This window comes from Bradyrhizobium sp. YCK136 (assembly GCF_044570075.1).
GTDB lineage: Bacteria > Pseudomonadota > Alphaproteobacteria > Rhizobiales > Xanthobacteraceae > Bradyrhizobium > Bradyrhizobium diazoefficiens.
Map to the genome: position 1 here is coordinate 1,037,501 of NZ_CP172424.1, position 19,345 is coordinate 1,056,845.

Below are 19,345 nucleotides of genomic sequence, written 5' to 3' on the forward strand. Positions count from 1 at the left end.
CCCCTGAGACCGCGATCGACGAGATGCCGCAGAAACGAGGACCAGCCGGATTTGTCCTCCTTGGCGCCCTCACAGATGCCGAGGATCTCCCGGAACCCCTCGGCATTGACCGCCGAGGCCACCAGCAGCGAGACGTTGCGAACCTCACCAGCCCAGCTGCGCTTCATCACGATGCCGTCGAGGTAGAGATACGGATGCTCGCCTTCGATCCTGCGATTCCGCCACGCCTCGATCTTGGTATAGATCTTCTTGTTCAGGTTCGACACTGTGCTCGGGCTGACCCCGGGTGCCCCACAGCGCCTCCGTAATGTCTTCGACCCGCCGAACCGAAATCCCGGCCAGATACATCTCGATCAGCGCCTCCTCGACCGAGCTCTCCCGCCTCCGGTAGCGCTCGATAATCGCCGTCTCGAAGGTTTGCCGCCGTAGCTTCGGAACCTTCAGATTGACGTCGCCCGCCTTGGTCTGCAGCGTTCGCTCGTAGCTGCCCGCCCGCGTGTGAGCGCACTCTCGTGCACCTTCGCCATCAGCGCGTGCTTCCGCCGGCACAGCGAGCAGTCGCAGGGCTCCGTGATTTCTGACACGAGGCTGAACGTCACCGCGCCGCAATGGCAGGATCCCCGATAGGCCGGCATCTTCGTCTCTGTGCTTGTCGATGCGTTCGAGCATCGGCGAGACGCTATCCGCCGGACAACAGACGAATTGCACGCAGGACAATGTTTGGTGATCGCCGCCGCCTCTACCGGGTTGTGATCATTCAGCCATGATCTCCCGCTAGCAGAACCACGCGGAGTTCATGCGTAGTTCATTTCAGGTTCCCTAGCTTTCCAGCGCCAAAACCCGCCAGCCCCCTTCAGGAGGAGACTCTTATGCCAGCATTGCTTCGTCCCGCCCTCACCGCGCTCGGCGTCGCGTGCCTTCTGTCCGCAGCATCGCTTGCCTCCTCCGGCACCGCGTTCGCGCAAGCCAAGCAGCAGACCGCGCCGGCCCCGCAGGCCGCGCCAGCGCAGGCACCGAGCCTCAAGCAGGTCGCGCTGACCGACAAGCAACTCGACGGCGTGCTCGCCGCGCAGAAGGACATGGATGCGATCACGGAAAAGCTTCCCGAAAACACCGCGCCCGATCAGAAGGTGATCGCGCAGCTCGACGGCGTCGCCAAGAAGAACGGCTTCGCCGGCTACGACGATTACAACAACGTCGTCGACAATATCAGCCTGGTGCTCGGAGGCTTCGATCCCGCGACCAAGAAATATGTCGGCACCGAAGCCGTGATCAAGGCGCAGATCGCGCAGATCCAGGCCGACAAGAAGATGCCGGCCAAGGACAAGAAGGAAGCCCTCGACGAGCTCAACGAGGCGCTGAAGACGCCGGCGCCGGCGATCGAGAACAAGGGCAACATCGATCTGGTCGGCAAATATTACGACAAGCTGGTCGCAGCGCTCGGCGACGACCAGAACTGAGTCGCCAGACGTCAGCGGCACATCCGCCCCTCGACGGATCGCGCGAGGCCGGCCACACTCACCGCTGTCACATCGCCCGGCCCCGGCCGGGCGATGTGAATGAACAGGCGGAGGCTGGGAGGCACAATGAAAAACACCCCGTTCGATCTCACCGGAAAGGTCGCAATCGTCACCGGCTCGAGCCGCGGCATCGGCCGTTCCTCGGCAGAGCTGCTGGCCAGGTTAGGGGCCAAGGTCGTGGTCTCCTCGCGCAAGGCTGATGCCTGCAAGGAGGTCGCCGACGGCATCAACGCGGCCGGCGGTGACGCCATCGTCATCCCCTGCAACATCGCGCGCAAGGCCGAGGTCGAGGCGCTGATCGCGGGCGCAACCACGCATTACGGCAAGATCGACATCCTCGTCTGCAACGCCGCGGTGAACCCGTATTACGGCCCGTTGCTCGACATCACCGACGAGGCCTTCGACAAGATCATGGGCTCGAACGTGAGGAGCAACATCTGGCTCTCCGCGCTTGCGATCCCGCAGATGGCCGAGCGGGGCAACGGCTCGGTGATCATCATCTCCTCGATCGGCGGCCTGCCCCCGTGGGTCGGTCAAAATCCCCCGGGTATGGTCACTTGAAACTCCCCCACCTGATGATCGCCGTCAGCGCCGCTGAACAGCAGTAGCCGGTCAGGCAGGACGTTTATGTTCGACCCCTTTAGCCAGCAAGGGGCCGGGGAGTTGAACGTCTTGAAGCGACATCTGCAAAGCACCGTACTTACATTACTTGATCGCAACACCAGCCAGCGCGAGATTCACCGGCTGACGGGTGTCGATCGCAAGACGATCCGGCGTTATCAGGCGCTGCGGGCCGGTGCGGAGGCAAATTCCCCCGGGGAAGTGACCACCGGCTCGGTGAGCGCGGACGGCCAAATTCCTCCACCCCGACCACCGGCTTTTGGGACATCGGAAGCGACGGTCACCAGCAGCTTGGCCCGTTCGGCTTGCGAAGCGCATCGGACGTGGATCGAAGAACAGGTCCGGCTGAAGCGGAACGCGCAGGCGATTTACCAGGACCTGGTTGATCAATTTGGCTTTCCGTCCAGCTACCAGAGTGTCAAGCGGTTTGTGCGCCGGTTGCGGCACGCTGATCCTGAGCAGTTTGATCGTCTTGAGTTCCTCCCCGGCGAGGAAGCTCAGGTCGACTATGGCGAGGGCGCGCCGACGGTTGATCCGAAGAGCGGGCGGTACCGTCGTCCCCGCCTGTTCGTGATGACGCTACGCTACTCGCGGCGCAGCTTCCGGCGGGTAGTCTGGAAGTCCAGCCAACAAGTCTGGGCGCAGCTCCACGAAGAGGCGTTCCGGTATTTTGGCGGGGTCCCCAGCTATGTCGTGCTCGACAACCTGAAGGAAGGCGTCCTCAAGCCGGATTTGTACGAGCCCCAGCTCAACCCGATTTACAGCGCGATGCTGGCTCATTACGCCGTGGTCGCCGATCCCGCGCGCGTGGCCGATCCAAATCGGAAAGGATGCGTCGAGAATGCGATTCAACATACCCAGGGCACTGCGCTGGCCGGACGGCGCTTCGAGACGCTGGAGGCGCAAAACGAGTTCTTGAGGCACTGGGAGGAGAACTGGGCTTCCAAACGCATCCACGGCAGCACGCGCCGTCAGGTCGAGGCGATGTTCCAGGAAGAGAAGCCGCACCTGCGGCCGCTGCCTGTCGCTCCCTTCCGCATCTTCACCGAAGTCGTCCGGACTGTCTGCGACGACACCACCGTACGCGTCGACAACAGCTATTACGCCGCGCGGCCCGCGCCGATCGGCAGCCAGGTCGTCGTGCGCATCTACACCACCACGATCGAGATCCGTGATCGCCACACCCGTGCGCTGCTGCGTGTTCATTCCCGGATGGCGCACCCCGGTTCTGTCGTCCTGCCGACCAGCGAACGGCCGTTCAACCCGTCGCGGCAAACCGCCGTGCTGCTGGCGAGCGCCGAGCGCATCGGACCGCAGACCAGGGCCTTGTGCCAGCAGGTGTTCGACACCGAAGGGCGCCCCGGACAGCGCGCGATGTGGGGCATTGTCGGGCTGGGCCGGAAGTATCCGGCGCGGCTGGTCGAGCAGGCCTGCGCGCACGCCATCGACAACCGCATCTACCGCTACAAGCACGTGCGTGCGACCGTCGAGCGGTTGTTCGAACAGGCGATCGAGCAGGTTGGAGTGACGCCACAGCCGGCATCGCCGCTCACCCAGGATCATCCGCTGATCCGTACCCCCGCGGAATACGGCGACCTCTTCAGCCGCGCTGTGCGGCGCGACGCCGACGACAATGGTCGGCAGGCCGAGGCTCACGACGATCACGCCACGGCAATCCGCGCTCGTGTCGCCTGCGCAACCCCGGCCAACTCCGGCGCCACGAGCGCTCCCGCTGCACCTTCTCACCTTAAACTGGAGACCTAGCCACATGATGACCATGCCGGAAATTGAGCGTTGCCTACGACAGCTGCGCCTGTCGGGTGTCCGCGACACGCTGCAGACGCGCGTGCTCCAGGCGCAGGGCGCCAACCAGCCCTTCCTCGAGACCTTCTCCCTTATCCTGCAGGATGAACTGGACCGTCGTCAGTCCCGTCTTATCGAGCGGCGATACCAGCAATCCGGGCTCGACGAAAAGCTGACGCTCGCCGAGTTCGACTGGTCCTTCAATCCCAAACTGCCACGTCAGACCTGCTTCCAGCTCCACACCCTGGCGTTCATTGCCGCTGGCGAGAACGCTCTGCTTGTTGGCAAACCTGGCACCGGGAAGTCGCACATCGCCAAGGCGATTGCCTATCAGGCGATCCTGCAAAGCCACAAGGTCCAGTATCTTGAGACCGACGACTTCTTTCACCGCTACGCCCTGAACTCTCCGGCACAACGCGAGGTCCGGCTGCGAACCATCATCGACTGCGATCTCCTCGTGCTGGACGATCTATTCCTCGCACGCGCCATCCCCGACGACGCCGGCACTTTGCTGCAGACCCTGATCCATCAGCGTTACAAACTGCGCCGCAGCGTCATCGTCACCTCCAATCGCGTCGTGCAGGATTGGGGGGCATACCTTGGGGACAACACTATGAGCACGACGATCCTCGATCGCCTTATGCATCATTGCCATCTGCTTGAGTTCGACGGACGCAGCTATCGGCTCAAAGAAGCCGCTGAAGCTCTTGCCCGGGAAACAAACTCAAACTAACAGTCCCTTGTCCTGCCTCGCGGGTGGAGGAATTTGACTGACCACACCCGGAGGAATTTGAAGTGACCCGCGGGGTTTCGGTAAACGCTCGGAAAAGTTCAATCCCGATCAGATGCAACTGGTTCTCGAGGACATCGAGATTGCCATCGCCGAAGTCCAGGAACGCCAGGACGATCGTGCGCGCCGCGCCGGCACGGCGCCGTCCAGCCGCCGGACCAGGCGCGCTGCCCGTGCCTTTCCCGCGCACCTGCCGCGCATCGAGCAGGTGATCGAACCCGAGAACCTCGAGTGTCCCTGCGGCTGCGGCCGGATGGTCCAGATCGGCGAGGATCGCTCCCGCCGTCTCGATGTCATGGCCGCCCAGTATCGTGTGATCGAGACGGTGCGACCGCGCTACGCCTGCGCAAAGGGCTGCACCGGTGTTGCTCAGGCGCCGGCGCCCGCCCATCTCGTGGAGGGTGGCATCCCCACCGAGGCGCTGCTGGCGCAGGTGGCGGTCGCCAAGTTCAGCGAGCACATGCCACTCTATCGTCAGTCGCAGGTTCTGGCTCGGCATGGCATCTTCATCGATCGCGCCGTTCTGGCAGACTGGATGGGAACGGTCGCCTTCCACCTCGCGCCGCTGGTCGAGCGCATGAGCGTCGTGATGAAGCAATCGGGCCGCTTGTTCATAGACGAGACCAGGGCGCCTGTGCTCGATCCGGGCCGGGGCCGAACGAAGACCGGCTATCTGTGGGCTGTCCTGCGCGACGATCGCGGCCACGGCGGCGCTGATCCACCAATCGTGGTCTACCACTACGCGCCAGGACGCGGTGGTGACCATGCTGAGCGCATCCTCGAGGGCTTCGACGGCATCCTTCAGGTCGACGGATACCAGGGCTATCATCGGCTCGCACGGCCCAAGCGCAAAGGCGGCGTGCCGCTGCGGCTGGCCGCATGTTGGTCCCACTCAAGGCGCAAGATCATCGCAGCGACTCCGAAAGCCGGCTCACCCATCGCCGAAGCCGTTCTCGCGCGCATCGCCGCACTCTATGCGATCGAGAAGGAGATCCGTGGCGCCGACGCCCCGGCTCGGCAAACGACCCGTAACGAGCGATCACGGCCGCTCGTCGCTGAACTCGAGAGGTTTCTGCGCGAGCAAGCCGCTCGCCTGTCGCCGGGCAGCGAGATGGGCAAGGCGATCGCCTATCTCCTGAACCATTGGGATGGCCTCACCTTGTTTCTCGACGATGGTTGCGTTGAGATGGACACCAATCCCGTCGAAAATCAAATCAGGCCGCTGACTCTGACGCGTAAAAATAGTTTATTTGCTGGTCACGACGAAGGTGGTCGTTCATGGGCGCGCATAGCTTCGCTCATCGCCACCTGCAAAATCAACAGCGTGGAGCCCTACGTCTGGATGAAAGCGACGCTCAAAGCGATCGCAACCGGTCACCCGCAGTCCCGGATCGACGAGCTCCTGCCCTGGTCGTTCGGCCGCACCTCGTAATTCTCCGTCGTTGCCGCCTCCATACCCCCCGCCAACGATTTGCAAACACGTTGATCAACAGACTGCAATCCCCACGCCAAACCTTTGCGAATGGGACGCGAACGTCGCTTACGATTGTCGCGGACCGACTGAACGAACAGACCGCCGGCCAGATCGTGCGCCGTCACGCCATAATGTTGGCAAACCGCAGCTATGCGCCTGTCGAGTTCGTCCTGGTCTTCCTCGCCGTTAAGAACCCAGACCCTAAGGCGTCCAGAGGCGAGCGCCTCGCCGGTCGAAAGGTCTTTGCCCGCGGCCATGCTGACCGCCTCGAAGATGGCCAGGGTTGTCTTTGCCCGACCGCCGCCTCCGATCGTCGCACCCATCGACCGCCGGATGTAATGCCCGCCAAAGAGCGTCTGCCGCGGCGGAATGCCGGCAGCATCACGCCACCAAGGTCCGACCGGTGCAGGCAGAGGCGTCTTTCGATGCTCTCGGGCCGTTCGCGGCCGCAGGTGCCTGCGCCCATTGTTCGTCGCTATCGATGTCAGAATGGAATGTCATCGTCGAATGCCGGGCTGCTTTGCGGGGGCATAATGTTGATCCGGTCAGGCGCCGTCGCCTGACCTGGCGGTGCAGCTTTCGGCTTCTTCGGCTTGGCCGGCGCGCGGAGCGCCAGGACATTGTCGACGAAAACCGTGCGCTGGATCCGAGCCGACTTTCCTTCGCGCTCGTACAGCTCGAGCTTCAAGCCGCCTTGGACCGCGATGCGTTCGCCGTCGCCAAGCCGCGACAGCTCGGCGCCGGCCGTTTCGCTGAATGTGATAAGGTCCCAAAAATCGGCGCTGCTGTTGTCAGTCGCTGGGGCTCGAAGCGTCGCCTTGACGTATCTCCGTCCGGACGTCGCCTTCCGGGCTTCTGCCGCGCGGAAAAGCGTGCCGGTGACCAGGACGTGCACGGTCATACGGCGCCTCCTCTTGCGAATAGAACGCCGCGGCCCCACAGGTTCGCACGTGACGACTTGTCGACGCATGATGCGCGGAAGCTCGCCAGGGAGCGCGGCGCGGATACGGCTCGGCACCTCAGGTTGAACGCCGAAGTGAGTCAGGTGAGCTTGAGCCGAGCGCTGCGCGCCTCTAAATTGCTCCGACGGCCCGCAGAAGCCGTTTAGCGCCAGAGTGGCCCTGGGTGCGCGCCCTGGGCCGTTCCGGCCGTTCATGCGGCCTGCGAGCCTTCTGGAGTTTCCAGGCGCTGTACATAGCGATCGTAAAGCGCCTGCGCCGAGAGGCTTGACCGCTTGCCGTTTTTGTAGATGTGCAGCCTGCCGTTTTGGACCAGTTTTTTCGTAAAGCTTCGTCATTCCTACGCCTTCCACCTTGCACGCTTGGCGCAACGGCACGAACGGGCCCAAATCGAAGGCCGCGCAAAATTCGGCAAAAGTCAGCTTTTTCATCGTATTGGCCTCACAGCTCCATATCATCGAGCGCCAGCTCGACCGCCTCGCTGAGACCCATCTCAAACTCGTCACGGAGCTGCTGCGCGAACTTCTCGGCCAGTTCCTCTTCGTGCTCATCGCGCGTTGCGTCCAGCCGTTCCTCGACTAGGCTGTCCAACCGATCTTCAAACTCCTTCCGCAGCTTCTCCTCGATCTGCGATCGCATGCTATCCACTGAAGCCTCCTGTTTCGTTCGATTGCATCCGCAGTTGCACCACGAACGTTGACGAAGAATCTGCGCGGCTAAAAGGACGGACCCGGCACAAAAATGCGAGGGGGTTCGTCAATGTTGCCTCCGGCGGGGCGGGTCGCTTTCCTAGGGCCCACTATCTTGCCATGCCTTTTTTGCCGTTTTGATTGCGCGCTCGAATGGCACGTCAGGCTGCTCGGATGACAGGCTGCGCCAAGCCGACTCAACGAATTCAACGAATGGCCCATTAGGTTGGGGACTACCGCCAGTCAGCTCTCGCCAAGGCTGGAAGAGGCCACCAACAAAACTGATACGCCACACGTTGCCAGCGTTTTGGCTGCGGTTGACGCTGAGCTGGCGCGAAAGAGGTTCAACCTTTCGGATTGCCATTTGCACTCGGAGAATCGAATCTTGGAGGTCGCCAAAAGGTCGGAAGTCGAGATCCTGGTATTCATTTTGGTTTTCGCCCATGCGGCCAATGAGACTGATGGCCTTCTCAAGCTTCGGCGCTACACCTCTCAAGAGCACAGCTAGAGCGCTGAGCTGATCAGTGGTTGCCTCGCTAAACCGGCGAGCTCCGACCATCAAGCATGCGCCGAAAAATGAGCGTCGCACAGCAGTGCGGGCAAACGTCAGTTCGCGGCCTGCAAATTCACGCAACGACAGTCGCCGCTTCGAGTTGTTAGCCAGATCCCTGATGAAATCGTCAAGCGGCAAAGGGATCGCTTCGTCGACGAGACGTGCTGTGACTTGGCTAACCTGCTCCTGTGATTGTATCTTGTCCGGATCGAAAACAGTCACCTCGCACCTCCAACGTGCGGCGTGGTTGGCTTCGCCTCGGCGTGCCAGCGCCGGGGCGAAGCACTAAAAATCTAACTCGCTGCCTTGATCGCAACGACCCGCCCGCGCTCGCGCAGTTCGTCGAGATAATTGGCCCACCACTTCATCATTCGAACGCGCTCGGGCCAGAATTCCGCGGCATGCACGTAAGCTGCGCGCACTTCATCCTGATCCTGGTGAGCAAGTTGCCGCTCGATCGCATCGGCGCTCCACTTACCGCTTTCGTTGAGAAGCGAAGACGCGGTCGATCGAAGACCGTGCACTGTGATCTCGGTCTTGTCGTATCCGAGCCGGCGCAATGCTGCGTTCAACGTGTTTTCGGAGATCGGACGGTGCCAAGATCGGACCGACGGAAAGAGGTATCGCGACCCGCCGCTGATATCGCGCAGCTCCTCGAGGATTGCCAAGGCCTGAGGGGCAAGCGGGACGCGATGGGGCCTGCGCATCTTCATCTTTGCGGCAGGTATCCGCCACTCGGCAGCACCGGTGTTGAATTCGGTCCATTCCGCCTTGCGCAGCTCACCGGGTCTGACAAACACGAGTGGCGCAAGCTGCAGTGCGAGCCGCGTAACAGGTTGGCCCTCGAAGCCGTCAATCGCGCGCAACAGCGCGCCGACGGCGGCTGGCTCGACAATGGTGGCGCGGTGCGTGACCGTCGGGGTGACGAGCGCGCCGCGGAGATCGAGCGAGGGATCGCGCTCGCATCGGCTGGTCGCGATACCGAAACGGAAGACAGCGCCGATTGTGCCGCGCGCCCTGGTCGCGGTTTCGTGTTTGCCACGGCGCTCGATTTTGCGAAGCACGTCCAGAACCTCGGGCGCGCCGATCTCGGCGATCGGCCGCTTGCCCAACTCGGCGATTGCGAAGTCCAAAAGCCATTGCTTTTTCTTCAGCGTGGCCTCGGCGTTACCTTCAGCTCGGAACTTTTCCATCAGTTCGTCAGCAACGGCCTTGAAGGTGTTGCTGCGTGCGATCGAAGCCGCGCGGCGCTCCGCCTTTCGAGCCTCCGATGGATCGATGCCCTCGGCGAGGAGCTTCTTCGCCGCGTCGCGCTTCGTGCGCGCGTCGGCGAGGGTGATCACCGGATATTGGCCGATCGCGAGCAGCTTCTGTTTGCCATCGAAGCGATAGCTTAGGCGCCAGAGCTTCGAGGCGCCCTTGGTGACGAGCATGTGGAGCCCGCCCGAATCCGAACTTTTGAAGTCCTTCTCGGCGGCCCTCAGATTGCGGAAAAAGGTCTCAGACTTGCCCGGCATGGGTGCAATTCCCCCCAAAGGCGCGATACCAACACGGTCTCGATCTACCAACAATGATACCAACAAAAGTTCCGGATGTCAGCGGGGGTGGGCGAATGAAGGCGAAGCGCAAAATGCCAATTTTCATGGAAAAATTGGCTCAAAACGGGTGATGGCGGAGGGTGGCGGAGGAAGGCTCTGGTGCCCCTGGCCGGAATCGAACCAGCACTCCTTGCGGAACTCGATTTTGAGTCGAGCGCGTCTACCAGTTCCGCCACAGGGGCCCTCGGTCGGCCCCCAAAGCGGGCGTCGCGAAGCCGGCGGACTATAGCCATGGACAAAGCGGGGTCAACCCGCGCCAAAGTGATCCCGGCTGTTCTCGACAGCCGCTTGGGCCGGGGTTAGAGGCTAAGGAAAGCGACCGACCGGAAGAGGCTGCCGTGACGACCCAGAGTGCCGCAATACCTGCATTCAAGCCGGCGGCCACGAGCCCCGCCCTGATCGCCTCGCTGCTCGTCACGCTGATTGCGGCAGCCACGATCGCGGGCGCCTGGTTCTTCCAGCTCGTGCTGGGGATTGTGCCTTGTCCGCTCTGCCTGGAGCAGCGCTACGCCTATTATCTCGCGATCCCGCTCGGCGCGCTGACCGCGCTTGCGGCGAGGAGCGGCGCGCCGCGACCGCTGCTGCTCGCGGGGCTTGCGATCCTCGCGCTGGCGACGCTCGCCAATGCCGGGCTCGGCACTTACCATTCCGGCGTCGAATGGGGGTTTTGGAAGGGGCCGACCGACTGCTCCGGCCCGGTCGTCAATCTCGGCAGTGCCAATGATCTGCTCTCGCGGCTCGACACCGTGAAGGTGGTGCGCTGCGACGAGGTGCAGTGGCGCTTCCTCGGCCTTTCGCTCGCCGGCTACAACGTGCTGATCTCGCTGCTGATGGCCGCCATCGCCGCCTGGGGATTTGCAGCGACGGCGAAGCGTACGTAGCTGCCGTAGGGTGGGCAAAGGCGCGCTCCTTACGCGCCGTGCCCACCATTCATCAACATTCACGCCAGTTGTTGGTGGGCACGCAGCGCTTTGCCCACCCTACGCGAGCTGCGTCCGCTCAATCGTCCACGTCGTCCTGCGTGCGCCCGAACAGGTGCACGATGCCGGGCGTCGCGATCGTCACGAACACGAAGCGCGACAGGTGATGGGCGCCGACGAAGATCGGGTCGATGTGCAGCGTCAGGGCCAAGGCCAGCATGGCGTCCATCGCGCCCGGCGCGAAGGCGACGACGACGTCCGAGAACTTCACCTGCGTGGTGAGGGCGACGATGCCGACGAAGATCGCCGAGACGGCGATTGCCACGGCAAATGATCCCATAGCCGCGTTGATGTGGCCGGCGAGGGTCTTGATTCGCATCCGCGCGAAACGGCTGCCGATCAGGGCGCCGATGCCGATCAGCGCCACGCCGCGCACCCAGTTCGGCAGGCCGCCCTCGACCCAGCCGGCGCCATGCAGCACGCTGGAGGCGATCATCGCGCCGAACATCCAGCTCGCCGGAAACCTGACCAGCCGCAGGATGAGCGCCGCAGCCAGCGAGGCCGCGACCAGCTCCACGAGATCGAGCGGCGAGGCAATGGCCGTCGTCAGGGACGGCGCAGCGGAAGGCGCCACGCCCGCGAACGCCAGCACCATCGGCAGCGCCGCAGTGAGGATGATGACGCGCATGGTCTGCACCACCGCGATGCCCGGCAGGTCGGCGCCGCGCTCGACCGCCAAAATCGTGATCTGCGACAGCGCGCCGGGGCTGCCGGCGAGGAAGGCCGAGGTGCGATCCCAGCCATGGACGCGCTGGAGGTAATAGCTCGAGCCGAAGGTGGAGCAGAAGGTTGCAAGTGCAAGCAGGCCGATGGTGAGGGGATAGGCGCTGACCTGCTGGATCAGGTGGCGCGAGACGACCGAACCCAGCGAGATGCCGAGCAGCACCAGCACGGTCTGGGTCAGGATCGGCGGCAGGGTCAGCTGGCGGCCGGCGATCGCGGCGATACCGACCGCGATCATCGAGCCCGAGATCAGCCCGCCGGGGAGATTGGCGACGAGAAACACGAGGCCGCCGGCCGTGCCGATGACGAGTGTCTCCACCGTGCTCAATATCTTGGCACGGCTCGGCCATTCGAACGGCAGGGAGGCGGTGATTTGCTTCACGCCACCTTATCGCAAATCGGCGAGAAGCGCACAATTGCGGCTAGGTCATGCCGCAATGCGCACGCGTCTCGCCGAAGCCGGGGGGTGACTGATTTACTTTTTGTCCGCGGCAGCCGGCGCGGCCGAGCCGGCCTTGGCGGTCTTGATGCATTCGGAGCGGAATTTCTTGCGCTCCTTGCCATGCAGCCCCTTGGCATCCGCCTGCTTGGAGCATTCGAGCGACTCGGCCGAGTGCTCCTTTGGTGCCTTCTTGTCCGTGGGCGCGGCGGTTGTGGTCTTGGTGTCGGTCTTGGCGGCCGGCGCGGCGGTCTGCGCAAAGGCGGTGCCGGTGGCGAGCAGGGAGGCGAGGGCGACGGCGGCGAGGCGAGAGGCGAGGGTCATGGTGTTGCACTCTTCTTGGGAAAATGGCGAAGGGCTGGAACGTCGGCTCGCGTTGCTGAACGCGACATGAATGAGCCGAGTGACGGGATCACTATATTTTGGCGGCGAAAGCCATCGCATCCTTGTCGCAAGCGACCGGCACGCTAGGATAGCAATCCTCGTTTAACTTCCGTCGGGGAAGACCAAGGAGGAGACCTAGGGATGACCATTCAGACAAAATTGTTGTGTGCGATCGTGGCGTCGGGTGTCGCGGCATTGGTGGCCGCCGCGCCGGCACAGGCGCTGACCTCGCAGGAGTGCAGCGCGAAATATCAGGCGGCCAAGAAGGACGGCTCGCTCGGCACCATGAAGTGGAATGACTTCCGCAAGGCCCAGTGCGGCGCGGACGCGACGCCTGCCGCTGCGCCGACCGCGGCTGCTCCGGCTGCGCCCGCCGCTCCTGCAGAGCCGAAACAGGCGAAGAAGGAGGCTGCCCCCGCTGCGGCTCCGGCGCCGAGCCTGCCTGCCGGTCCCGCGATCTATCCGAACGCGATCGATCCGAAATACGCCAAGGAAACTGCCGGCAAGGCCCGCCTGCACACCTGCGTCGACCAGTACAATGCCAACAAGACCACCAACGGCAATGGCGGCATGAAGTGGATCGAGAAGGGCGGCGGCTATTACAGCGAATGCAACAAGAAGCTGAAGGGCGCCGCCTGAGCTTCGACTTGACGCGATGGCCGGAGCGAGGCTCCGGCCATTTCGGCTGAGGCATGATCCGGAAAACTACACAGCGGTTTTCCGGAAAGATCATGCTCAAACAATGGTCTAAAGCGCGATGGCGATTCGTCCTGATCGCATCGCGCTTTAGATCAGCAGCTTCTCGGCCGATTTCGCCACGAGCTGCGATCGCTTGCGCGGGCCGCGCTCGACGAACAGCAGGCTCTGGCCGAAGATGAAGCAGTAGAACAGGAAGGCCTGCGCCTCGGCCTCCTCGGCCTCGAGGCCGGTCGCGCGATAGAGCTCGGCGACGTGCTTGAGCCGCGCCGCATCCACGCTCGCCACCGCCGCCGCGGCGTTCTCGTCCGAACGGGCCCATTGCCGGATCGCCAGCTCGATCGCCATGCCTTCCGGGTTGAGCCGCTCGGAGTAGAGCTGGATCACCGCCTTCAGCCGTTCGCGGGGCGCCTGCCCGTCGAGGCTCGTCTGCTGCGCGATCGCCGCCGTGCGCCCCTCGCGCCAGCGCTCCAGCATGGCCGCGAGCAACGCGGCGCGGTCGGCGAAGCGGCGGTAGAAGCCGCCCTTGGTGACGCCGAGGTTCTTGGCGAGCACCTCGACCCGCACCCCCGCGACCCCCGAGCGGGCGAGCTCGGTAAATCCCGCCTCGACCCAGACATCGCCCTTTCCGTCGCTCATGAAGAAAGCCCATCCGGTTCTTGATACGGTACCGTATTGCTAACGCGGCGAGGCCCTGATACGCTACCGTATCAACAATCAAGGGGCAGAAAAGCGCAGGGAGAAATTGCGATGGAGCAGGAGGCAACCTATCGCGGCACGGTCTATCCGTGGCAATGCGATCATGTCGGCCACATGAACATCATGTGGTATGTCGGCAAATTCGACGAGGCCAACTGGAATCTGTTCGCCCGCCTTGGGCTGACGCCGAGCTACTTGCGCAGCTCGGGTCGCGGCATGGCCGCCGTGCAGCAGAACATCACCTACAAGCGTGAGCTGCTGGCCGGCGACATCGTCGAGATCCGCAGCCACCTGCTCGAGGTTCGCGACAAGTCGATCCGCTTCCGGCACGACATGACGAACGCCGAGACCGGCGAGATCGCTGCGTTCTGCGAGATCACGGGCGTGCATATGGACCGTGAGCTGCGAAGGTCCGCGCCGTTCACCGATGCCATCCGCGACGCCGCTTTGAGGCATCTTGCCGAACCGGCCGAGGCTTGAGCCATGACCGCGTTCGAGCCGAAAAACCCGGGCTATCGCGCCGCGGCCATCGCCATGTTCGACGGCCAGCCGGCGATGCGCACGCTCGGCATCACGATCGTCCTCCTTGGGCCGGGCGAGGTCGAGCTGGCGATGCTGCATTCGCCTGAATTCACGCAGCAGAACGGATTTATCCATGCCGGCATCATCACGGCCGGGCTCGACAATGCCTGCGGCGTTGCCGCCTTCACCCTGATGCCGCACAAGGCCGATATCCTCACCGTCGAGTTCAAGACCACGCTGCTCGCACCCGCCCGCGGCACGCGCTTCGTCTTCAGGGCCGAGGTGGTCAAGCCCGGCCGCACGCTGACCTTCTGCGAGGCCAGGGCCTTTGCCGAGCACGAGGGCAAGACCACGCTGATTGCCACCATGACCGGCACCCTGATGGCGATGCTGCCCCGCGTTGCGGCTTCGCCCGAGGTGCGTGCGTCCCGCGCATAGCGGCGATTGACAAGCCTGCCGGCGCATCCCTTGATGCGTTCGTCATGCTCGCAAGCCTCGGCCTCATCCTGCTTTGCCAGTTGATCGGCGAAGCCGTCGTGCGCGGCCTCGGCCTGCCGCTGCCGGGACCCGTGCTCGGCCTGCTGCTGCTGCTGATCCTGCTGCTCACGCGCGACCGCCTTGCGCTGTTGGCGCGCGGGCCGTTGCGCAACGGCGGCGTGGAGACTGCTGGCAAGGGATTGCTGGCTCATCTGTCGCTGCTGTTCGTGCCGGCCGGCGTCGGCGTCGTCCAGGAGCTCGATCTGCTCGCATCGCACGGCGTCGCCATCATCCTCGTGCTCGCGCTCTCTGTGGTTGTCACGCTGCTTGCGACGGTGCTCACCTTCCGCCTCGTCAGCCGCCTCCTGAGGCAACAGGACGCCCGATGAAGGACAACCCGTTCTCGCTCTGGGTCTATCTCTCGCAGTCCCCGCTGCTGTGGCTGACCGTGACCCTGCTGGTCTATGCGAGCACGGATGCGGTGTCGCTGGCGAGCCGGCGCCATCCGCTCGCCAATCCCGTGCTGCACGCGATGTGGATCATCGGTGTGTTCCTGCTCGTAACGGGCACCTCCTACACTACCTATTTCGCCGGTGCGCAGTTCGTGCATTTCCTGCTGGGGCCCGCCACCGTCGCGCTCGCCGTGCCGCTCTACGAGAACCGCAAGCGCGTGGTCTCATCTATCGTGCCGATGCTGGTAGCGCTCGTTGCCGGCTCGGTCACGGCGGTGGTGTCGGTGGTGCTGCTGGCCGAGCTCGCCGGGCTGCCGCGCGACGTCGTGCTGTCGCTGGCGCCGAAATCGGTCACGGCCGGCGTTGCCATGGGCATCGCCGAATCCCTGCACGCCGATCCCTCGCTGGCGGCGGTTGCGGTCATCCTCACCGGCATCATGGGTGCGATCATCGTGACGCCGCTGATGAACCGCACCGGCGTCACCGATTTCCGGGCGCGCGGATTTGCCGCCGGCCTTGCCGCGCACGGCATCGGCACCGCGCGCGCGTTCCAGGTCGACGAGATCGCCGGCGTCTTTTCCGGCATCGCCATGAGCCTGAACGCTTTGGTGACCTCGTTCCTGGTCCCGCTGGCGGTCACGCTGCTGGTGCGATGACATCGCCGCCGCAACACTCTATATGACCTGTAACAATTCCCGGTCTCGATCCGTATCGACGGGGATGGGACCGAAACGGGACGAGATATGGCTGGATTCAGGAATAAGGGCCTTGTGCCGACGCGGCGCGCCGCGCTGACGCTGATCGGGGCGGGCGCCCTCGCGGCGGGCGGCATCACCTCGGCGCTGGCAGCCGCCGCCGATGACGAGGTGCTGACCGAAACCAAGGTGCTGCGCGATCCGGACACGCCCGTCGCCGGCAATCCCGAGGGCAATATCACCATCGTCGAATGGTCCGACTACAATTGCCCCTATTGCCGCAAGCTCGAGCCCGAACTGCGCCAGGTCGTCCAGGACGACGGCAAGGTGAGGCTGGTGATGAAGGACTGGCCGATCCTCGGGCCGGTGTCGGTCACGGCGGCGCGGATCGCGCTCGCGGCGAAATTCCAAGACAAGTACCATCAGGCCCATGACGCCATGATGGGCGTCAGCTCGCGCCTGACCGAGCCGCGCATCAATGAGCTTCTGGCGGCTGCCGGCGTCGACATGGACCGGCTGAAGCGCGATCTCACCGACCACGCCAAGGACATCGACGCCATCCTCAAGCGCAACAACGAGCAGGCCGAAGCCTTCGGCTTCCGCGGCACCCCGGCCTTCATTGTCGGCAAGTACCGCGTGCCCGGCGTGCTCAGCATAACCGAATTCGAGCAGGTCATCGCCGACGCGCGCAAGGCCAAGATGAACTAAGGCGCTCGCCGCAACTGACACGCCCAATACGAAGGCGCCGCCGCGGACCGCGACGGCGCCTTGTTCATGATGTCAGCGACGTTACTTCGACGAGATGCGGACCCAGTCCTTGTGCGCGCGATCGCGCAGAGCATCCCAGTCGGCCTTTGCGACATCCCAGTTCACAATGGTGCGATTGGTGGTCGCGACCTCGCCATTGGCGACGGATGAGGTCTGCATGGAGTCATAGACATAGACGCCGCCCGCGAGAAGCAGCGCGCCCAAAATCATTCCGAAAAAAGTCTTCATAGCGAACCTCCGGTGTCGCGCCGATAACGTCGGCACGGCGCGATGGTTCCGCGGCCATGCGGCGCATCTAAGGAGAGGTTGTTCATTATCCGTTCAGCCACGCCAGCAGCTCCGCATTGATCTCGCGCGGATAGGTGTGGCTGAGATCGTCGATCTCGCGATAAACGACGTCGGCGCCGGCGGCGGAGAGCGCCGCTTGCGTCTGTCGCGCGGTCTGCACAGGAAACATCCAGTCGAGCTTGCCGTGGGTGATGAAGATCGGCAGGCGCTGCAGGCGCGCAGCATCCGCCATCTCCGCCATCAGCGGGTGGAAGGTCGCCGACACCGGCGCGAGATGCGTAAAGGGCGATGCGCCATCGAGCCCGCTGACGTAGCAGAAGGTGCCTCCGTCGCTCATGCCGGTCAGCAGCATGCGCGAGCCGTCGATGGACCAGCGGCTGCGCACAGTCTCAAGGATGCGCATGAGGTTGGGCGTATCAGTGTCGTCGCCCATCAGCGCCCAGGTTTGACCGGTCGCAGTCGGCGCCACCAGGATCGCACCCAAGCTGCGGGCATCGCGGAGCCAGCTCCACAGGAATCCACGGCCATTGCCGCTGCCGCCATGCAGCGCCATCACCAGCGGCATCGCGCGCTCCGGCGAATAATATTCGGGGACATAGACCGAGAAGCCGCCGCGGCTGCCGGGCTCGTTGTGATCGTGGAAGATGCCACTGTGCTCGCCCGCGCCAGCCTCGAGCCGTGCCAGCAGAATTTCGTCCTCGCGCCTCGCGGCGTTGAGGAAGAAGCTGCTGACCGGCGGAAATTGCACGGCAAGCGGATAAAGCGCCTCCAGCGCGCGCGGTACGTGGCGCAGTGCGCGGAAGACGGCGACGAGATCGCCGTTGCCGCGCTCGACCTCGCGAATGCCGGCAAAGGCGGCGAGCGTCTCGTTGCAGGCACCATCGAGCCGGTCGCGCAAGCCGGCGAATTGTTCAGGCCAGGTGCCGATCGCCGAATGTGCGGCTTGCAGTGCGTCGTCCGGCGCGCCGATCGCGTTCATCACGGACGTGAAGGCTGGCGGATGCAGGTGACGGGTGAAGAAGCCGAGCGCCTCCAGCGCGTTCAGCAGCGGCGGCAGCACGGCCACGATGTCGTCAACGACGGCCTCGGTCATCGCCGCTTCCTTGCTTCAGTTCGGCCGGTCAGTGCAGCTTCGGCGCCTTCAACAGCTTGAAGCGGTCGGTCGAAGTCACCGTGACGTCGAAGGTGACGCCTTCATGATGCACGGTGAGCGGGACGTCGACGCCGGCGGCGCCGAGCGCCCACATCTTCTTGTAGAAGGCGGTCTGGCTGATGATCTTCTCGCCGTCGACGGCGAGGATGACGTCGCCGGTCTTGAGCTCGGCGCGGGCGGCCGGCCCGTTGGCGGAGATCCCGATCACCACCACGCGGTTGTCGATCTCGGTTGAATAGAGCCCGAGCCAGGGCCGCGACGGCTTGTTGACGCGGCCGAACTTGCGCAGATCCTCCAGGATCGGCTTCAACAGGTCGATCGGCACGATCATGTTGACGTGCTCGGCCTTGCCGTCGCGTTCGCGCTCGAGCTGGAGCGAGCCGATGCCGATCAACTCGCCGCGCTCGTTGAGCAAGCCGGTGCCGCCCCAGTTCGGGTGCGCGGGATGTGTGAAGACGGCCTCATCCAGCAGATATTCCCAGTAACCGGCGAATTCCTGCTTGGCCACGATCTGGCTCGCAACCGATCGCGTGCGGCCGCCGGCGCCGCCGACCACGACGCGGTCGCCGACCCGGGTCTCTGCCGAGCTGCCGAGCGGCAAGGGTTCGACGTCGAGCTCACCCAGCGCCTGCACGAGGCCGAAGCCGGTGACCGAATCGAAACCGAGGGCATGTCCCTCGACGACGCGCCCGTCGGCGAGGTGCAGCCACACCGATTCCGCCTCGGTGATGAGATAGCCGATGGTCAGCACCAGCCCGTCGTCGATGACGACGCCGTTGCCGGCGCGCTCGGTGCCCAGCGTCTCGGCGCTGAACGCGTCCGGCGGGATGATGGCGTGCAGGCCGACGACGGACGCGAGCGCGCGGTCGAGATCGAAACCGTATTCGCTCGCACGCGGCTGATTGGCCGGCGGCACTCTCCATTCGGTCAGGGCGGGCATGGAGTTCTCCTGGCTGAGTGCATCGCTCCGCCGTGGCTAGCGGAACGACGCGCGAAGCATGGATAATTTAGGCCGGAGAAGGCCGTCTTGAAAGCCTCGTTTCCCAACTATTCCGCAGAACG

At 64.0% G+C, this 19,345-nt stretch carries 21 protein-coding genes, 1 tRNA gene and 3 pseudogenes (1 of these 25 only partly in view); 12 read left to right on the forward strand and 13 right to left on the reverse strand.

What is annotated here, in order from left to right:
* Nucleotides 1–522 (reverse strand): annotated as a pseudogene (locus ACFLEY_RS04965) (IS256 family transposase); its annotated part reaches 245 nt to the left of the window's first position; the annotation flags it as partial.
* Nucleotides 523–869: 347 nt separating this feature from the next.
* Between ACFLEY_RS04965 and ACFLEY_RS04970 the strand changes: the two are divergent.
* The 5 genes and pseudogenes from ACFLEY_RS04970 to tnpC form a co-directional block, all read left to right on the forward strand.
* Nucleotides 870–1,460, forward strand: a complete 591-nt coding sequence (locus tag ACFLEY_RS04970; RefSeq protein ID WP_011084225.1) for a hypothetical protein — start codon at nucleotides 870–872, stop codon at nucleotides 1,458–1,460.
* 126 nt (nucleotides 1,461–1,586) lie between these two features.
* Nucleotides 1,587–2,039, forward strand: a pseudogene (locus ACFLEY_RS04975) (SDR family NAD(P)-dependent oxidoreductase); the annotation flags it as partial.
* 108 nt (nucleotides 2,040–2,147) lie between these two features.
* Nucleotides 2,148–3,905 (forward strand): IS21-like element IS1631 family transposase, encoded by a 1,758-nt coding sequence (istA, locus tag ACFLEY_RS04980; RefSeq protein WP_100214066.1) that lies wholly within the window; start codon nucleotides 2,148–2,150, stop codon nucleotides 3,903–3,905.
* Between the two features lie 4 nt (nucleotides 3,906–3,909).
* Nucleotides 3,910–4,677, forward strand: coding sequence for an IS21-like element IS1631 family helper ATPase IstB (istB, locus tag ACFLEY_RS04985; RefSeq protein WP_038952109.1), 768 nt, complete (start codon nucleotides 3,910–3,912; stop codon nucleotides 4,675–4,677).
* Nucleotides 4,678–4,753: 76 nt separating this feature from the next.
* Nucleotides 4,754–6,166: pseudogene (gene tnpC, locus ACFLEY_RS04990) on the forward strand (IS66 family transposase); the annotation flags it as partial.
* On the opposite strand, the gene ACFLEY_RS04995 reads toward tnpC, so the two are convergent.
* The 6 genes from ACFLEY_RS04995 to ACFLEY_RS05020 all read right to left on the reverse strand — a co-directional run bounded on the left by ACFLEY_RS04995 (nucleotide 6,109) and on the right by ACFLEY_RS05020 (nucleotide 10,189).
* Nucleotides 6,109–6,699 carry an AAA family ATPase gene (locus ACFLEY_RS04995; RefSeq protein ID WP_082755871.1) on the reverse strand — a complete coding sequence of 197 codons (591 nt, stop codon included), beginning with the start codon at nucleotides 6,697–6,699 and terminating at the stop codon, nucleotides 6,109–6,111. The pseudogene tnpC and the gene ACFLEY_RS04995 overlap by 58 nt on opposite strands.
* Nucleotides 6,693–7,109 carry a single-stranded DNA-binding protein gene (locus ACFLEY_RS05000; protein WP_060910134.1) on the reverse strand — a complete coding sequence of 139 codons (417 nt, stop codon included), beginning with the start codon at nucleotides 7,107–7,109 and terminating at the stop codon, nucleotides 6,693–6,695. The genes ACFLEY_RS04995 and ACFLEY_RS05000 overlap by 7 nt, the downstream gene beginning before the upstream one ends.
* A gap of 499 nt (nucleotides 7,110–7,608) precedes the next feature.
* Nucleotides 7,609–7,806 carry a hypothetical protein gene (locus ACFLEY_RS05005; protein WP_060910135.1) on the reverse strand — a complete coding sequence of 66 codons (198 nt, stop codon included), beginning with the start codon at nucleotides 7,804–7,806 and terminating at the stop codon, nucleotides 7,609–7,611.
* A gap of 150 nt (nucleotides 7,807–7,956) precedes the next feature.
* Nucleotides 7,957–8,631, reverse strand: coding sequence for a hypothetical protein (locus ACFLEY_RS05010; protein WP_129557471.1), 675 nt, complete (start codon nucleotides 8,629–8,631; stop codon nucleotides 7,957–7,959).
* A 71-nt stretch (nucleotides 8,632–8,702) separates the two neighbouring features.
* Nucleotides 8,703–9,989 carry a tyrosine-type recombinase/integrase gene (locus tag ACFLEY_RS05015; RefSeq protein ID WP_396604544.1) on the reverse strand — a complete coding sequence of 429 codons (1,287 nt, stop codon included), beginning with the start codon at nucleotides 9,987–9,989 and terminating at the stop codon, nucleotides 8,703–8,705.
* A 115-nt stretch (nucleotides 9,990–10,104) separates the two neighbouring features.
* Nucleotides 10,105–10,189: transfer RNA gene (locus ACFLEY_RS05020), tRNA-Leu, on the reverse strand.
* Nucleotides 10,190–10,345: 156 nt separating this feature from the next.
* On the opposite strand from ACFLEY_RS05020, the gene ACFLEY_RS05025 reads away from it, so the two are divergent.
* Nucleotides 10,346–10,888 carry a disulfide bond formation protein B gene (locus ACFLEY_RS05025; RefSeq protein WP_011084158.1) on the forward strand — a complete coding sequence of 181 codons (543 nt, stop codon included), beginning with the start codon at nucleotides 10,346–10,348 and terminating at the stop codon, nucleotides 10,886–10,888.
* Between the two features lie 118 nt (nucleotides 10,889–11,006).
* Here ACFLEY_RS05025 and ACFLEY_RS05030 read toward each other — a convergent pair whose 3' ends face one another.
* Together ACFLEY_RS05030 and ACFLEY_RS05035 are read right to left on the reverse strand one after the other, a co-directional pair.
* Nucleotides 11,007–12,092: an AbrB family transcriptional regulator gene (locus ACFLEY_RS05030; protein ID WP_060910138.1), complete on the reverse strand. Its 1,086-nt coding sequence runs from the start codon at nucleotides 12,090–12,092 to the stop codon at nucleotides 11,007–11,009.
* A 93-nt stretch (nucleotides 12,093–12,185) separates the two neighbouring features.
* Nucleotides 12,186–12,473, reverse strand: a complete 288-nt coding sequence (locus ACFLEY_RS05035; protein ID WP_028173573.1) for a PsiF family protein — start codon at nucleotides 12,471–12,473, stop codon at nucleotides 12,186–12,188.
* Between the two features lie 201 nt (nucleotides 12,474–12,674).
* Between ACFLEY_RS05035 and ACFLEY_RS05040 the strand changes: the two genes are divergently transcribed.
* Nucleotides 12,675–13,172 carry a hypothetical protein gene (locus ACFLEY_RS05040; RefSeq protein WP_028173572.1) on the forward strand — a complete coding sequence of 166 codons (498 nt, stop codon included), beginning with the start codon at nucleotides 12,675–12,677 and terminating at the stop codon, nucleotides 13,170–13,172.
* Nucleotides 13,173–13,319: 147 nt separating this feature from the next.
* On the opposite strand, the gene ACFLEY_RS05045 is transcribed toward ACFLEY_RS05040, so the two are convergent.
* On the reverse strand, nucleotides 13,320–13,868 hold the full coding sequence (locus tag ACFLEY_RS05045; RefSeq protein WP_060910139.1) for a TetR/AcrR family transcriptional regulator: 549 nt from the start codon (nucleotides 13,866–13,868) through the stop codon (nucleotides 13,320–13,322).
* Nucleotides 13,869–13,979: 111 nt separating this feature from the next.
* Here ACFLEY_RS05045 and ACFLEY_RS05050 point away from each other — a divergent pair, with 111 nt between their 5' ends.
* The 5 genes from ACFLEY_RS05050 (at nucleotide 13,980) to ACFLEY_RS05070 (ending at nucleotide 16,782) form a co-directional block, all read left to right on the forward strand.
* Nucleotides 13,980–14,408, forward strand: a complete 429-nt coding sequence (locus ACFLEY_RS05050; protein ID WP_028173570.1) for a thioesterase family protein — start codon at nucleotides 13,980–13,982, stop codon at nucleotides 14,406–14,408.
* 3 nt (nucleotides 14,409–14,411) lie between these two features.
* Nucleotides 14,412–14,888 (forward strand): PaaI family thioesterase, encoded by a 477-nt coding sequence (locus ACFLEY_RS05055; protein WP_060910140.1) that lies wholly within the window; start codon nucleotides 14,412–14,414, stop codon nucleotides 14,886–14,888.
* Between the two features lie 44 nt (nucleotides 14,889–14,932).
* Nucleotides 14,933–15,316: a CidA/LrgA family protein gene (locus ACFLEY_RS05060; RefSeq protein ID WP_060910141.1), complete on the forward strand. Its 384-nt coding sequence runs from the start codon at nucleotides 14,933–14,935 to the stop codon at nucleotides 15,314–15,316.
* Complete coding sequence (locus ACFLEY_RS05065) at nucleotides 15,313–16,035, forward strand: LrgB family protein (protein WP_011084166.1); 723 nt, start codon at nucleotides 15,313–15,315, stop codon at nucleotides 16,033–16,035. The genes ACFLEY_RS05060 and ACFLEY_RS05065 overlap by 4 nt, the downstream gene beginning before the upstream one ends.
* Nucleotides 16,036–16,122: 87 nt before the next feature.
* Complete coding sequence (locus tag ACFLEY_RS05070) at nucleotides 16,123–16,782, forward strand: DsbA family protein (protein ID WP_060910142.1); 660 nt, start codon at nucleotides 16,123–16,125, stop codon at nucleotides 16,780–16,782.
* 81 nt (nucleotides 16,783–16,863) lie between these two features.
* On the opposite strand, the gene ACFLEY_RS05075 is transcribed toward ACFLEY_RS05070, so the two are convergent.
* The 3 genes from ACFLEY_RS05075 to ACFLEY_RS05085 all read right to left on the reverse strand — a co-directional run bounded on the left by ACFLEY_RS05075 (nucleotide 16,864) and on the right by ACFLEY_RS05085 (nucleotide 19,223).
* The gene (locus ACFLEY_RS05075) at nucleotides 16,864–17,070 is read right to left on the reverse strand and encodes a hypothetical protein (protein ID WP_027544339.1); all 207 of its coding nucleotides are present in this window, start codon (nucleotides 17,068–17,070) and stop codon (nucleotides 16,864–16,866) included.
* Between the two features lie 85 nt (nucleotides 17,071–17,155).
* Complete coding sequence (locus tag ACFLEY_RS05080; protein WP_060910143.1) at nucleotides 17,156–18,223, reverse strand: phospholipase; 1,068 nt, start codon at nucleotides 18,221–18,223, stop codon at nucleotides 17,156–17,158.
* 28 nt (nucleotides 18,224–18,251) lie between these two features.
* On the reverse strand, nucleotides 18,252–19,223 hold the full coding sequence (locus ACFLEY_RS05085) for a S1C family serine protease (RefSeq protein ID WP_011084169.1): 972 nt from the start codon (nucleotides 19,221–19,223) through the stop codon (nucleotides 18,252–18,254).
* Nucleotides 19,224–19,345 lie beyond the last annotated feature (122 nt).

Coding starts and splice junctions, on each gene's coding strand:
- ACFLEY_RS04970 (WP_011084225.1), top strand. CDS start 870: ATGCCAGCATTGCTTCGTCCCGCCCTCACCGCGCTCGGCGTCGCGTGC.
- istA (WP_100214066.1), top strand. CDS start 2,148: ATGTTCGACCCCTTTAGCCAGCAAGGGGCCGGGGAGTTGAACGTCTTG.
- istB (WP_038952109.1), top strand. CDS start 3,910: ATGATGACCATGCCGGAAATTGAGCGTTGCCTACGACAGCTGCGCCTG.
- ACFLEY_RS05000 (WP_060910134.1), bottom strand. CDS start 7,109: ATGACCGTGCACGTCCTGGTCACCGGCACGCTTTTCCGCGCGGCAGAA.
- ACFLEY_RS05005 (WP_060910135.1), bottom strand. CDS start 7,806: ATGCGATCGCAGATCGAGGAGAAGCTGCGGAAGGAGTTTGAAGATCGG.
- ACFLEY_RS05035 (WP_028173573.1), bottom strand. CDS start 12,473: ATGACCCTCGCCTCTCGCCTCGCCGCCGTCGCCCTCGCCTCCCTGCTC.
- ACFLEY_RS05040 (WP_028173572.1), top strand. CDS start 12,675: ATGACCATTCAGACAAAATTGTTGTGTGCGATCGTGGCGTCGGGTGTC.
- ACFLEY_RS05045 (WP_060910139.1), bottom strand. CDS start 13,868: ATGAGCGACGGAAAGGGCGATGTCTGGGTCGAGGCGGGATTTACCGAG.
- ACFLEY_RS05050 (WP_028173570.1), top strand. CDS start 13,980: ATGGAGCAGGAGGCAACCTATCGCGGCACGGTCTATCCGTGGCAATGC.
- ACFLEY_RS05055 (WP_060910140.1), top strand. CDS start 14,412: ATGACCGCGTTCGAGCCGAAAAACCCGGGCTATCGCGCCGCGGCCATC.
- ACFLEY_RS05060 (WP_060910141.1), top strand. CDS start 14,933: ATGCTCGCAAGCCTCGGCCTCATCCTGCTTTGCCAGTTGATCGGCGAA.
- ACFLEY_RS05065 (WP_011084166.1), top strand. CDS start 15,313: ATGAAGGACAACCCGTTCTCGCTCTGGGTCTATCTCTCGCAGTCCCCG.
- ACFLEY_RS05070 (WP_060910142.1), top strand. CDS start 16,123: ATGGCTGGATTCAGGAATAAGGGCCTTGTGCCGACGCGGCGCGCCGCG.
- ACFLEY_RS05075 (WP_027544339.1), bottom strand. CDS start 17,070: ATGAAGACTTTTTTCGGAATGATTTTGGGCGCGCTGCTTCTCGCGGGC.
- ACFLEY_RS05080 (WP_060910143.1), bottom strand. CDS start 18,223: ATGACCGAGGCCGTCGTTGACGACATCGTGGCCGTGCTGCCGCCGCTG.
- ACFLEY_RS05085 (WP_011084169.1), bottom strand. CDS start 19,223: ATGCCCGCCCTGACCGAATGGAGAGTGCCGCCGGCCAATCAGCCGCGT.